The sequence below is a fragment of the Enterobacter sp. BNK-13 genome (assembly GCF_048685015.1).
Taxonomy (GTDB): domain Bacteria; phylum Pseudomonadota; class Gammaproteobacteria; order Enterobacterales; family Enterobacteriaceae; genus Enterobacter; species Enterobacter quasiroggenkampii.
In genome coordinates this window covers 2,238,199-2,251,735 of the sequence record NZ_JBLQTP010000001.1, presented here as the reverse complement: position 1 = coordinate 2,251,735, position 13,537 = coordinate 2,238,199, and the positions used below count along the sequence as shown (strand labels likewise).

The window sequence follows — 13,537 nt, the reverse complement described above, 5'->3', positions numbered from 1 at the left end:
AATGTCTATGGTAAGTGCTGATATTGTCAGCGCATTTGATGCTTTTTAAGCAATGCCCTTAACTGATGGTAGGTCAGACCCAGCAGTTCAGCTGCCCGTTTCTGGTTGTATTTCGCCATCTTCAGGCTTTGCTCCAGCAGCTGTTTCTCCTGGTCGTGCTGGAACTGGCGCAAATCAAGGGGAAGAGCAGGGGCGTCGCCTGGAGATGCTGGTGCGGGCAAGGGCGGGGCGCTGCGCTGAAAAGGATCGATAATGATGTTGTCCAGCTCCGTCTCGCTGCTGCCGTGGCGATAGACGGAACGCTCCACGACGTTTTTCAGCTCGCGGATATTGCCCGGCCAGTGGTACGCGAGCAGCGTCTCCCGTGCATAATCGCTGAAGCCTGGGAACAGCGGCAGTCCGAGCTCGCGGCACATCTGAATCGCAAACTGGTCTGCCAGCAGCATAATGTCGCTTCTTCGCTCGCGCAGCGGAGGAAGCTGCACGACGTCAAAGGCTAGGCGGTCGAGCAGGTCGGCACGGAATTTTTCCTCTGCCACCCTCTCCGGCAGGTTGGCGTTAGTGGCGCATACCAGGCGCACGTTCACCTGCAGCGGCTGGCTGCCGCCGACGCGCTCCAGCTCGCCGTATTCAATCACGCGTAGCAGTTTCTCCTGCACCAGCATGGGCGCGGTGGCCAGCTCATCAAGAAACAGCGTACCGCCGTCGGCGCGCTCAAAGCGTCCGGGATGGCGTTTCTGGGCACCGGTAAACGCGCCCGCCTCATGGCCGAAGAGCTCGGTGTCGAGCAAGTTTTCATTCAGCGCCGCGCAATTAAGGGAAATGAAGGGGCCGTCCCAGCGCCCGGATAAGTAGTGCAGACGGTTGGCGATGAGTTCCTTACCCGTACCGCGCTCGCCGATAATCAGCACCGGTTTATTGAGCGGCGCCAGGCGAGAAACCTGTTCCAGCACTTCCAGAAAACTGTTTGCTTCGCCGAGTAAATTGTCTTTGTATCCAGGCATGATGAAATTAACCACTCCTTAGCGATATTCACCAGGCAAGAATAGTTCTTCACTGCATGAAAATCAACCATGGCCTGTTAAATCAATAAGATAAAAAGTTGGCATGAGATTTGTATTATCTGTGCAGCAGGGCATCGCCCGATAACAGAACTATGAGGAGTCAATTATGGGTATTTTTTCTCGTTTTGCCGACATCGTGAACGCCAACATCAACTCACTGCTGGAGAAAGCGGAAGATCCGCAGAAGCTGGTGCGTCTGATGATTCAGGAAATGGAAGACACGCTGGTTGAAGTCCGCTCTACCTCCGCCCGCGCGCTAGCGGAGAAAAAACAGCTTACGCGTCGTATTGAACAGGCCACCGCTCAGCTGAACGAATGGCAGGAGAAAGCAGAACTCGCGCTGCGCAAAGACAAAGAGGATCTGGCCCGTGCGGCGCTGATCGAAAAACAGAAGCTGGCAGACATGGTCGCGACGCTCGAGCATGAAGTGACGCTGGTGGATGACACGCTCACCCGCATGAAGAAAGAGATTGGCGAGCTGGAAAACAAGCTGAGCGAAACCCGCGCGCGTCAGCAGGCGCTGACCCTGCGTCATCAGGCGGCAAGCTCTTCCCGTGACGTGCGTCGCCAGCTCGACAGCGGTAAGCTGGATGAAGCGATGGCCCGTTTTGAGTCGTTTGAGCGTCGTATCGACCAGATGGAAGCGGAAGCCGAAAGTCACGGTATCGGTAAGCAGAAGTCGCTGGATCAGCAGTTTGCTGACCTCAAGGCCGATGATGAAATCAGCGAGCAGCTGGCGGCACTGAAAGCCAAAATGAAGCAAGATAACCAATAATAATTCGTGCGGCACCTGAACGTGCCGCATCGTAAGACAAGGAGTACACATGAGCGCGCTTTTTCTGGCTATTCCCCTGACTATTTTCGTGCTGTTCGTTTTGCCGATTTGGCTATGGCTGCACTACAGCAACCGTTCCTCACGGGGCGAACTCTCCCAGAGTGAACAACAGCGTCTGGTACAGCTCTCCGATGAGGCGAACAAAATGCGCGAACGCATTCAGGCGCTGGAAGCCATCCTGGATGCTGAACATCCAAACTGGAGGGACCGTTAATGTCTGGACTGAATCTGAACAAAAAGCTGTGGCGAATTCCACAGCAGGGCATGGTACGCGGCGTCTGTGCCGGGCTGGCTCATTATCTTGACGTCCCGGTTAAGCTGGTACGCGTGGTGACGGTGCTATCGATCTTCTTTGGTCTGGCATTTATTACCCTGGTCGCGTACATCGTGCTGTCGTTTGTTCTTGACCCGATGCCGGAAGGAGAACTGGCGGCGGAAGGCGCACCCACCAGCAGCGATCTCCTTAATGCTGTTGATGAACAACTCGCTGCCGGGGAGAAGCGGTTACGGGAAATGGAACGCTATGTCACGTCGGATACCTTTACGCTGAGAAGTCGTTTTCGTCAGCTTTAAGAGAGAGAAGAGATGAAACAACACTGGCAACAGGCCGGTCAGAAGGTTAAACCCGGCCTCAAAATCGCAGGTAAACTGGTCCTGCTGACCGCGTTACGTTTCGGCCCGGCAGGCGTGGCGGGATGGGCGATAAAATCCGTTGCCCGCAAGCCGGTCAGAATGGTTCTGGCCGTGGCGCTCGAACCGCTGTTGCAAAAAGTGGCAAAACGGCTGTCGCGCCGCTACTTGTCCCAGTAATTCCCTCACGCGTTAGCCCTTACTCTTCCAGGAGAGGGGCTGGCGATGATTAACCGCACTTCCTCGTTAACCCTGCTTTCTTTGCGGCAGCTCACAATATTGTGCTGAGCTGCTTTGCAATCGTGTTTTTCTCCTGCCCGGTCCGTTGACAGATATTTTTCATGGGAGTAGATTGCCACTCCGTGGGACCGCTACCATGGAAAATCAAGTGAACGAAAAAATTAAAGCACTCATTAATCTTGTTTATGGAAAAACGTTTTCTGAAGCACATCTTCATGTGTTGCTGGAAAATATTGAAAAGGCCGCCTCTGTTATTACAGAAAAGCGTAAAATGGGCTGGGATGAAAAAGATGTCGTTCTGATAACCTATGCCGACCAGTTTTCAGCGAAAGGGGAGAAAGCACTCCCTGTTTTTACACGTTTTTATAACAAATGGCTTTCGCGTTCTTTTTCTCATGTCCATCTTTTGCCTTTTTATCCGTGGTCCTCGGACGACGGCTTTTCTGTCATTGATTATCATGAAGTTGCGCCTGAAACCGGAACATGGCGAGATGTTGCTGAATTAAAACAGTCAGCCAGCCTGATGTTTGATTTCGTCTGCAATCATATGTCGGCCAAAAGTGCCTGGTTTGCTAATTACCTGAAGCAAATGCCAGGGTATGATGATTTCTTTATTTCTGTCGATCCTGAAACAGATTTATCCGCGGTGACGCGTCCGCGTGCCTTACCGCTTCTTACCCCTTTCACGCTTCATGATGGCAGCGTACGACACCTGTGGACCACCTTTAGTGAGGACCAGGTTGATCTCAACTTCGCCTCTCCGCAGGTGCTGATTGCGATGGTCGACGTGCTGCTGCATTACCTTATTGAAGGGGCGCGATATATTCGACTGGATGCCGTTGGGTTCATGTGGAAAATACCGGGAACGAGCTGCATTCACCTTGAGCAAACTCACCAGCTCATCCAGCTTTTCCGCGCCATTACCGAGGCGGTTGCCCCCGGCACGGTGATAATCACCGAGACGAACGTTCCGCATAAAGATAACGTCTCTTACTTCGGTAACGGCGAAAATGAAGCGCAGATGGTTTATCAGTTCTCGTTGCCCCCGCTGGTGCTGCATGCGGTGCATTGTCAGGATGTGCGCACGCTGAGTCAGTGGGCGGCGTCGCTTACGTTGCCTTCTACCAAAACCACCTGGTTCAACTTCCTGGCCTCGCATGATGGCATTGGTCTTAACCCATTACGCGGAATATTACCTGAGTCGGAGATCCTCTCGCTTGTAGAGAAGCTTCAGTCCGAAGGCGCGTTGGTTAACTGGAAAAATAACCCGGATGGCACGCGAAGCCCTTATGAAATTAATGTGACCTATCTGGATGCATTAAGTACGCGAGAAAGTCATGATAGCGATCGCATTGCCCGGTTTATTCTGGCCCATGCCGTCCTGTTAAGCTTCCCCGGTGTGCCTGCGATTTATATCCAGAGTATTCTCGGCTCCCGTAATGATTATGACGGGGTAGAGCGTCTGGGATATAACCGTGCGATAAATCGCGAAAAATATACCGCAGGACAAATTGATAGCACGCTTGAAGATAAAAATAGTCTGCGTTATCAGGTCTATTGTGCGTTAAGCCAGTTAATCGTACTGCGTCGTGCGGAAAAAGCATTTCACCCTGACAGTCAGGCTTATTTTAGCACGTCAGGTGAGCATGTTTTAAAAATTGTTCGCGTGGCGGATTGTGGTGAAAAAATAACAGCGCTATTTAATTTCAGTGATGCTCCTCAAACGGTTGGAACTGATATTCACGCCGGAAGGGAATTGATTAGCGGAGAAGATATTACCGATACGACTCTGACCCTAAATCCATGGCAGGTTTTGTGGATTAAAGAAAACTAAAAAGGACCTTAAACATGAAAACACCCAGAATTGTGCTGATATCAGCACTGGTTTCGTGCGCCCTGTTATCAGGCTGTAAGGATGACAAAGCGTCCTCTGTCACCATTGAGTTTATGCACTCGTCGGTAGAGCAGGAGCGTCAGGCCGTTATTACGAAACTGATCGAAAAATTCGAGAAAGAGAACCCTGACATCACGGTAAAACAGGTACCGGTGGAAGAGGATGCCTACAACACCAAGGTGATTACGCTGGCAAGAACCGGCGCGCTGCCTGAAGTGATTGAGGTCAGCCATGACTACGCAAAAGTGATGGATAAAGAACAGCTTCTGGATCGTGACGCTATCGCTGAAGCCGTTAAGGCGGTGGGGGAAAACACCTTCTATGACGGAATCTTACGCGTAGTCCGTACGGAAGATGGCGCAGCCTGGACGGGCGTGCCGGTCAGCGCCTGGCTTTCCGGCGTCTGGTATCACAAAGATGTGCTGGCCGCGGCGGGTATTGAGGAGCCGCATAACTGGGAACAGCTTCTGCAAGCCAGCCAGCGCCTGAACGACCCGGCTAAAAAGCATTACGGCATCGCGCTGCCGACGGCGGAAAGCGTGATGACCGAGCAGTCATTCTCTCAGTTTGCCCTTTCCGGTGGCGCGAACGTGTTTGATGCAAAAGGCAATGTCGATATCGATACCCCGGAAATGGCAAAAGCGCTGGCGTTTTATAAAGCGCTGGCTGCGACCACCATGCCGGGTTCGAACGATGTCATGGAGATCAAAGACGCCTTCATGAACGGTTCTGCGCCGATGGCGGTTTACTCCACCTACATCCTGCCTGCCGTCTACAAGGACGGAAACCCTTCTAGTCTGGGCTTCGTTGTCCCGACTGAAACGTCATCGGCGGTGTACGGCATGATCACCTCGCTCACGATCACCACCGGACAAACCGAAGCGGAGACCAAAGCGGCCGAGAAGTTTGTTACCTGGATGGAACAGGCTCAAAACGCGACGGACTGGGTCATGATGTCGCCGGGCGCGGCGCTGCCGGTAAACAAACTGGTGGTGGGCACGGAGACCTGGAAAAACAACGACGTGATTAAAGCGTTTGGGCAGTTGCCTTATGAGCTGATTGCGCAGTTCCCGAACGTGCAGGTGTTTGGCGCCGTGGGGGATAAAAACTTCACCCGCATGGGCGACGTGACGGGCTCCGGCATTATCAGTTCCATGGTGCATAACGTCACGGTGGGGCAGAAGGATCTTAACACAACGTTAAGCAGCAGCCAGAAGCGACTGACTGATCTCATTACACAACGATAGGAGCGCTCTGCGGAAGGAAATTATGAAGACGTTGTTTTCTGGTCGTTCAGATATGCCTTTCGCCATGCTGCTGTTGGCCCCCAGCCTGATTCTGCTGGGGGGCCTGGTGGCCTGGCCAATGATTTCCAATATTGAAATCAGTTTTTTACGCTTGCCGCTCAATCCGCGCATTAGTGCCGTGTTTGTCGGACTGGACAATTACATTCGCATTCTCAGCGATGCCGCTTTCTGGCACTCGCTGTGGATGACCTTCTGGTACACGGCGCTGGTCGTAATTGGCAGCACGGTGCTGGGTCTCGCCGTCGCCATCTTCTTCAATCGCGAGTTTCGCCTGCGTAAGACGGCACGTTCACTGGTGATTTTATCCTACGTCACGCCGTCTATTTCGCTGGTGTTTGCCTGGAAATATATGTTCAACAACGGCTACGGCATCGTGAACTATCTGGGTGTAGACCTGTTGCACCTGTATGACCAGGCGCCGCTGTGGTTTGACAACCCGAACAGCAGCTTCGTACTGGTGGTGCTGTTCGCGATCTGGCGTTACTTCCCGTACGCATTTATCTCATTCCTGGCGATTTTACAGACCATTGATAAATCCCTGTATGAAGCGGCGGAAATGGACGGCGCAAATGCCTGGCAGCGTTTTCGTATCGTCACGCTGCCCGCGATTATGCCGGTGCTGGCCACGGTGGTCACGCTTCGCACCATCTGGATGTTCTACATGTTTGCTGACGTCTACCTGCTGACCACGAAGGTCGATATTTTGGGCGTCTATCTCTACAAAACCGCATTCGCTTTCAACGACTTGGGCAAAGCAGCGGCGATCTCTGTGGTGCTGTTCGTGATCATCTTCGCTGTGATTCTGCTGACCAGAAAAAGGGTGAACCTCAATGGCAACAAATAAACGCGTACTGAGCCGTATTGGTTTTTATCTGGGGCTGGCGGTATTTCTGATCATCACGCTTTTCCCGTTCTTCGTGATGCTGATGACGTCATTCAAGAGCGCCAAAGAGGCGATCTCGCTCCATCCGACCATTCTGCCGCAGGCGTGGACGCTGCAGCATTACATCGACATCTTTAACCCGCTGATCTTCCCGTTTGTGGATTACTTCAGAAACAGCATGGTGGTGTCGCTGACCTCATCGGTGATTGCCGTGTTTCTCGGTACGCTGGGCGCTTACGCCTTGTCCAAGCTGCGTTTTAAGGGCCGTACGACGATCAATGCGAGTTTTTACACCGTCTACATGTTCTCCGGCATCTTGCTGGTGGTGCCGTTGTTCAAAATCATCACCGCGCTGGGGATCTACGACACCGAGCTGGCGCTGATTATCACCATGGTGACGCAGACGTTACCGACGGCGGTGTTCATGCTGCGCAGCTACTTCGACACCATTCCGGACGAAATAGAAGAAGCCGCAATGATGGACGGCCTTAACCGCCTGCAAATCATCTTCCGTATTACCGTGCCGCTGGCGATATCCGGGCTCGTATCGGTGTTTGTCTACTGCTTCATGGTGGCGTGGAACGACTACCTGTTTGCGTCCATTTTCCTGTCCAGCGCCAGCAACTTCACCTTGCCGGTCGGGCTGAACACGCTCTTTAGCACACCTGATTATATCTGGGGTCGCATGATGGCGGCATCGCTGGTGACGGCACTTCCGGTGGTCATCATGTACGCCCTGTCTGAACGTTTTATTAAAAGTGGTTTGACCGCCGGTGGCGTGAAGGGCTGAGGCGGCCAATTTTAACAAGGAGTCAATCATGAAAAAATTAGTTGCGACAGCGCCACGCGTGGCGGCGCTCGTAGAGTATGAAGATCGCCCGGTTGCGGGACATGAAGTGAAAATTCGTGCCTGCTTTGGCGCACCGAAACACGGTACCGAAGTGGTGGATTTCCGCGCGGCAAGTCCGTTTATCGATGAAGAGTTCAATGCGGAGTGGCAGATGTTTACCCCGCGCGAAGAGGGGGCTGCCCGCGGGATAGAATTCGGTAAGTTCCAGCTGGGCAATATGATTGTCGGCGACATTATCGAATGCGGCGCTGACGTCACGGAATACCAGACGGGCGATCGCGTCTGCTGTTACGGGCCGCTCCAGGAGACGGTCATCGTGAATGCCGTCAACAACTACAAGCTGCGCAAAATGCCGCAGGGTGCCTCCTGGAAGAACGCCGTCTGCTACGATCCGGCACAGTTTGCCATGAGCGGCGTGCGTGATGCCAACGTGCGGGTCGGGGATTTTGTCGTGGTGGTAGGCCTCGGCGCGATTGGGCAGATTGCGATCCAACTGGCGAAAAAAGCCGGCGCGTCAGTCGTCATCGGCGTGGATCCTATCGAACACCGTTGCGACATTGCCCGCCGTCATGGCGCGGACCATTGCCTGAACCCAATCGGCACAGATGTCGGTCTGGAAATTAAAAAGCTGACCGGAAAGCAGGGCGCAGATGTGATCATCGAGACCAGCGGCTTTGCCGATGCGCTGCAGTCCGCACTGCGCGGCCTCGCCTACGGCGGCACCATTTCCTACGTTGCGTTCGCTAAACCGTTCGCTGCAGGCTTCAATCTGGGGCGTGAAGCGCACTTCAACAACGCGAAGATTGTCTTCTCCCGCGCCTGCAGTGAGCCAAACCCGGACTACCCGCGCTGGAGCCGCAAGCGTATTGAAGAGACCTGCTGGGAACTGCTGATGAACGGTTATCTGAATTGTGAAGATCTGATCGACCCGGTCGTGACCTTCACCAGCAGCGCTGAAAGCTACATGAAATATGTGGATCAGCATCCGGAACTGAGCATCAAAATGGGCGTCACTTTTTAAGCTAAGGAAAGCAACTCATGAAAATCGCAACACAAAATCAGGCCTTTTTCCCGGGCAATATCCTGGAGAAATTCGAGTACATCAAAGCGATGGGTTTTGATGGCTATGAAATTGACGGCAAGCTGCTGGTGGAAAACCTCGCCGAGGTGAAAGCGGCGATTAAGGCCACCGGCCTGCCGGTCACGACCGCCTGCGGCGGATACGATGGCTGGATTGGTGACTTTATCGAAGAGCGTCGTCTGAACGGCTTAGCCCAGATTGAACGCATTCTGGAAGCGCTGGCCGAAGTGGGCGGCAAGGGCATTATCGTACCTGCAGCCTGGGGCATGTTCACCTTCCGTTTACCGCCAATGACTTCACCACGCAGCCTCGAAGGCGACCGCAAAGCGGTAAGTGCTTCGCTGCGCTGGCTGGATGAGGTGGCAGCGCGCACCGGAACCACCGTCTATCTGGAGCCGCTGAACCGCTACCAGGATCACATGATCAACACCCTGGCTGACGCACGACGCTATATCGAAGAGAACGGCCTCAAGCACGTGCAGATCATCGGTGATTTCTATCATATGAACATTGAAGAAGATTCGCTGACGGAGGCGCTGCATCAGCATCGCGATCTGCTGGGCCATGTGCACATCGCTGATAACCATCGTTACCAGCCGGGAAGCGGTAGCCTCGATTTTGCCAGCCTGTTCGATCAGCTGCGTGCGGATAATTACCAGGGCTATGTGGTTTACGAGTGCCGCGTACGTGCTGAAGATCCCGCTCAGGCTTATCGGGATTCCCTCACTTATTTACGTGAATGCTAAGGATGACGAGCGTGATGAGTGCTTCAACAACGTCGCCACTGCGCGTCGCCATCATTGGCGCCGGGCAGGTTGCGGACAAAGTGCATGCCTCGTATTACGCCACGCGCAGTGATGTTCAGATGGTGGCTGTCATGGACAGCCGCCTCGAACAGGCACAGGCTTTTGCGGAGCGTCATGCCATACCGTCGGCGTGGCAGGACGCGTGCGCCATGCTGGAGGCGGTTAAGCCGGACGTGGTGAGCGTTTGTTCGCCAAACCGATTTCATTTTGAGCATGTGATGGCGGCGCTGGAGGCTGGCTGTCATGTGATGTGCGAAAAACCGCCCGCCATGACGCCGCAAGAGGCCGATGAGATGCGGATAGCTGCCCGCAAGGCGGGGAAGGTGCTGGCGTATGATTTTCATCACCGCTTCGCGCTCGACACGCAGCTGCTGCGCGAGGCCGTGATGAACGGAACGCTGGGCGAAATCTACTTCACCTCGGCGCAGGCACTGCGGCGCTGCGGCGTGCCGGGCTGGGGCGTCTTCACTAACAAAGCGCTGCAGGGCGGTGGGCCGCTGATTGACATTGGCATTCACATGCTGGATGCCGCGATGTACGTACTGGGTTTCCCGGCGGTCAAAAGGGTCACGGCGCACGGCTTCCAGAGGCTGGGAACCCAAAAAAGCAGCGGCCAGTTCGGCGCGTGGGATCCCGAACAGTTTACGGTGGAAGATGCCCTGTTTGGCACTATCGAATTCTGCAACGGCGGCATTTTGCGTCTGGACACCTCCTTCGCGCTGAATATCCGCGAGCAGTCGATCATGAATGTCGTCTTTTGCGGTGAAAAGGCGGGGGCGACGCTTTTCCCGGCCCACGTTTATCAGGACGACGCCGGGACGTTACAAACCCTGGTTCAGCGTGAAGAGGCTGACGACCAGCGCCATTTACGCAGCATGGAGGCCTTTGTGCGCCACGTGCAGGGAGAGCCCGTAATGATTGCAGATGCTGAACAGGGGCTGGTGATTCAGCAGCTTGTCGCGGCGCTTTATCAATCGGCAGAAACAGGGGAAAGCGTAACATTATGCTGAGCGTGTCTGTATTAACCGATCCGGGCTTTTGTCCGCACAGTCTGAATAAGTACGCATCCATTATGGCATGCGGTAACGGCTACATGGGCATTCGCGCTGCGCATGAAGAAGATTACACCAAGCAAACCCGAGGAATGTATCTTGCGGGCCTCTATCATCAGGCGGGACGTAACGAGACCACTGAGCTGATCAATTTGCCCGATATCACCGGTATCGAGGTTGAGCTGGACGGGGTGAATTACACCCTTCTGGCCGGGGACATTCTTGAGTGGCAGCGCGAGCTGGCGTTTGCCAACGGCGAACTGCATCGCCGCGTCGTCTGGCGTTCGCCCAACGGAAAGCGCTATCGCCTGGAGAGTCGTCGTTTTGTCTCTCTGGATCAGCTGCCGCTTGTGGCCATGCAGCTTGCGATCACCCCGCTGGATGATGCTTCGCAGGTGGTGATGAAAACCGGCATTGATGCGACACAAACCAATACGGGCCGGCAACATCTGGATGAAATTTCCGTCAGGGTGTTCGACCAGCACTATATGCAGGGTGTGTATGAAACGCAGGACCGGGCCGCTGATGTTGTCATCTCAGCCTTTTGTCAGCTATCAGCCGACAGCGAAAGCTGCTTTACCGCTAAAAATCGTCAGCTCTCTGCTCACTATTCCCTGACGATACCGCAGGGTGACACTGTCACGCTGGATAAGTTTGTCTGGGTGGTCCATCGCAGCGATAAAGCCCTGTCGCAGGAATCTTTCGCGCGCGGCGCGCTGGCGGATCTCAAGGTTTGTGCAGCAAGGGGTTATGCCTCGCTGCTGGAAAGTTCAGCCTGCGCATGGGAAGACGTATGGCGTGACGCCCGGGTGGAAGTGGCTTCTGCATCTCCTGACGATCAGATGGCGCTGGACTATGCCGTCTGGCATCTGACCACCATGACGCCAGCCCATGATGAGCGGAGCAGCATTGCCGCTAAGGGATTAACCGGCGAGGGGTATAAAGGCCATGTCTTCTGGGACACCGAAATATTCCTGCTGCCTTTCCATCTTTTCACTCGTCCGCAAGTGGCCCGCAGTCTGCTGCGCTATCGCTGGCTGAACCTGGCCGGGGCCCGGGAAAAAGCCCGCCGCAACGGCTGGCCGGGCGCGCTGTTCCCGTGGGAGAGTGCCGCGAGCGGCAAAGAGGAGACGCCGGAGTTTGCGGCTATCAACATCCGTACGGGCATGCGGCAGAAAGTGGCCTCCGCCCTGGCCGAACACCACATTGTGGCGGACATTGCCTGGGCCGTTGTGGCCTACTGGCAGGCCACGCGCGATGACGCGTTTATGCGTAATGAAGGGCTGACCCTGCTGGTGGAGACGGCAACGTTCTGGATGGGCCGCGCCACGGAGGTCAACGGGCGCCTGGAAATTCATGATGTGATTGGGCCGGACGAATACACCGAGCATGTGAATAACAACGCCTACACCAACTATCTGGCCTGGCACAACGTGGCCAGCGCATGCCGGTTTATGTCGATGTTTGAGCGTGAAGAGGCCTGCTTCATGGAGAAGGCGACCACCTTCCTGGCCCGCTTGTGGCTGCCGGAAGCCGACGCCGGGGGAGTGATCCCGCAGGACGATTCGTTCATGGCGAAACCCGCCATCGATTTAAGCCGCTATAAAGCCAACGCGGGTAAGCAGACCATCCTGCTGGATTACTCTCGCGCGGAAGTTAACGAGATGCAAATCCTCAAGCAGGCTGACGTGGTGATGCTTAACTACCTGTTGCCGGAGAAATTTACCCCAGACCAGTGCGCGGCCAACCTGGCGTTTTACGAGCCGCGGACGATCCATGACTCTTCACTGAGCAAGGCTATTCACGGCATTGTGGCCGCCCGCTGTGGCGATACGGAAGGGGCTTACGCCTTCTGGCGCGCTGGCGTGGCTATCGATCTGGGCGACGATCCGCACAGTAGCGATGACGGCATTCATGCCGCGGCCACGGGTGCCATCTGGTCCGGCGTCATTCAGGGGTTTGCCGGCATGCAGATTGTTGAGGGCGAGCTGCACCTTGCGCCGAAGCTACCCGCTCACTGGCGAAAACTTGCCTTCCCGCTGCGCTGGCAGAACGCACGCCTGCGCTTCACGTTTGAAAATGACGTTTTAACCATTGTTACCTCCGCGCCCGTCACGTTAACGCTGTGGGGAAAAACGGTTTGCGTATCGGAGCGACAGGCATTCTCTCGTAGGGAATTTCTTACATCTTTTAATGGGACCGCTACCACGGAGGCCAGCGATGAAGCCTGAAGCCGTTGTATTCGATCTTGATGGGGTTATCACCGATACCGCACATCTGCACTTTCTCGCCTGGCGTTCGGTCGCGCAGGAGATCGGCATCACTATCGATGAGGTGTTTAACGAGGAGCTGAAGGGAATTAGCCGCATGGAGTCCCTGCAGCGGATCCTGCGACACGGTGGGAAAGGGGGGGCGTTTGACGATAAACAGTGCCTGGCGCTGGCGGGGAAGAAAAATGCGCTCTACGTCGCATCGCTGTCGTCATTGACCGAGGCGTCGCTGCTGCCGGGTATCCGGGAGGTGCTGGCGGACATTCGGGCGGCAGAGGTCAAAATTGGGCTCGCCTCCGTTTCCCTCAATGCACCTGGAATACTGCATGCCCTGGGTATTCATGACGCCTTTGATTTTTGCGCTGATGCCTCCCGCATTGTCTGTTCAAAACCGGATCCGGAGATCTTCCTCGCCGCGTGTGCTGGCCTGAACGTCCGCCCTGGCGCGGCCATTGGGGTCGAAGATGCGCCCGCAGGCGTGGCGGCGATCAACGCGGCGGGCATGCTGTCGGTCGGGATTGGCTCAGGCCTGACCCATGCGGGATTACAGCTTCATTCAACGCAGGAACTGACCTGGAAATGCCTGACCGATTTCTGGGCCTCCCGGGCGTATTGATAAGGAATT

At 55.0% G+C, this 13,537-nt stretch carries 14 protein-coding genes; 13 read left to right on the top strand and 1 reads right to left on the bottom strand.

Features of this window, described 5'->3' with window-relative positions:
* Nucleotides 1–26 precede the first annotated feature (26 nt).
* The gene (pspF, locus tag ACMGGQ_RS10935; protein WP_045410368.1) at nt 27–1,004 is read right to left on the bottom strand and encodes a phage shock protein operon transcriptional activator; all 978 of its coding nucleotides are present in this window, start codon (nt 1,002–1,004) and stop codon (nt 27–29) included.
* Nucleotides 1,005–1,170: 166 nt separating this feature from the next.
* Here pspF and pspA point away from each other — a divergent pair, with 166 nt between their 5' ends.
* The 13 genes from pspA to pgmB all read left to right on the top strand — a co-directional run bounded on the left by pspA (nt 1,171) and on the right by pgmB (nt 13,528).
* Nucleotides 1,171–1,839: a phage shock protein PspA gene (pspA, locus tag ACMGGQ_RS10930; protein ID WP_023617933.1), complete on the top strand. Its 669-nt coding sequence runs from the start codon at nt 1,171–1,173 to the stop codon at nt 1,837–1,839.
* Between the two features lie 49 nt (nt 1,840–1,888).
* The gene (pspB, locus tag ACMGGQ_RS10925; RefSeq protein WP_023312045.1) at nt 1,889–2,113 is read left to right on the top strand and encodes an envelope stress response membrane protein PspB; all 225 of its coding nucleotides are present in this window, start codon (nt 1,889–1,891) and stop codon (nt 2,111–2,113) included.
* Complete coding sequence (pspC, locus tag ACMGGQ_RS10920) at nt 2,113–2,472, top strand: envelope stress response membrane protein PspC (protein ID WP_023617934.1); 360 nt, start codon at nt 2,113–2,115, stop codon at nt 2,470–2,472. The genes pspB and pspC overlap by 1 nt, the downstream gene beginning before the upstream one ends.
* Before the next feature lie 12 nt (nt 2,473–2,484).
* A complete protein-coding gene (gene pspD / locus ACMGGQ_RS10915; protein WP_023312043.1) occupies nt 2,485–2,709 on the top strand; it encodes a phage shock protein PspD in 225 nt (74 codons plus the stop codon).
* A 196-nt stretch (nt 2,710–2,905) separates the two neighbouring features.
* Nucleotides 2,906–4,603, top strand: a complete 1,698-nt coding sequence (locus ACMGGQ_RS10910; protein WP_420290037.1) for an alpha-amylase family glycosyl hydrolase — start codon at nt 2,906–2,908, stop codon at nt 4,601–4,603.
* A gap of 14 nt (nt 4,604–4,617) precedes the next feature.
* Entirely contained in the window at nt 4,618–5,910 is a 1,293-nt protein-coding gene (locus ACMGGQ_RS10905; protein WP_420290036.1) for an ABC transporter substrate-binding protein, read from the top strand.
* Nucleotides 5,911–5,932: 22 nt separating this feature from the next.
* The gene (locus ACMGGQ_RS10900; protein ID WP_045908871.1) at nt 5,933–6,814 is read left to right on the top strand and encodes a carbohydrate ABC transporter permease; all 882 of its coding nucleotides are present in this window, start codon (nt 5,933–5,935) and stop codon (nt 6,812–6,814) included.
* Entirely contained in the window at nt 6,801–7,643 is an 843-nt protein-coding gene (locus ACMGGQ_RS10895) for a carbohydrate ABC transporter permease (protein WP_008501243.1), read from the top strand. Before ACMGGQ_RS10900 ends, ACMGGQ_RS10895 begins: the two co-directional genes overlap by 14 nt.
* Before the next feature lie 28 nt (nt 7,644–7,671).
* Nucleotides 7,672–8,724: a zinc-dependent alcohol dehydrogenase gene (locus ACMGGQ_RS10890; protein ID WP_111966570.1), complete on the top strand. Its 1,053-nt coding sequence runs from the start codon at nt 7,672–7,674 to the stop codon at nt 8,722–8,724.
* A 17-nt stretch (nt 8,725–8,741) separates the two neighbouring features.
* Nucleotides 8,742–9,530, top strand: a complete 789-nt coding sequence (locus ACMGGQ_RS10885) for a sugar phosphate isomerase/epimerase family protein (protein ID WP_100121947.1) — start codon at nt 8,742–8,744, stop codon at nt 9,528–9,530.
* Nucleotides 9,531–9,541: 11 nt separating this feature from the next.
* Nucleotides 9,542–10,600: a Gfo/Idh/MocA family protein gene (locus ACMGGQ_RS10880; RefSeq protein WP_420290035.1), complete on the top strand. Its 1,059-nt coding sequence runs from the start codon at nt 9,542–9,544 to the stop codon at nt 10,598–10,600.
* Complete coding sequence (locus tag ACMGGQ_RS10875) at nt 10,594–12,873, top strand: glycoside hydrolase family 65 protein (protein WP_420290034.1); 2,280 nt, start codon at nt 10,594–10,596, stop codon at nt 12,871–12,873. Before ACMGGQ_RS10880 ends, ACMGGQ_RS10875 begins: the two co-directional genes overlap by 7 nt.
* Complete coding sequence (gene pgmB, locus ACMGGQ_RS10870; protein WP_420290033.1) at nt 12,863–13,528, top strand: beta-phosphoglucomutase; 666 nt, start codon at nt 12,863–12,865, stop codon at nt 13,526–13,528. Before ACMGGQ_RS10875 ends, pgmB begins: the two co-directional genes overlap by 11 nt.
* The last annotated feature ends 9 nt before the right edge of the window (nt 13,529–13,537 follow it).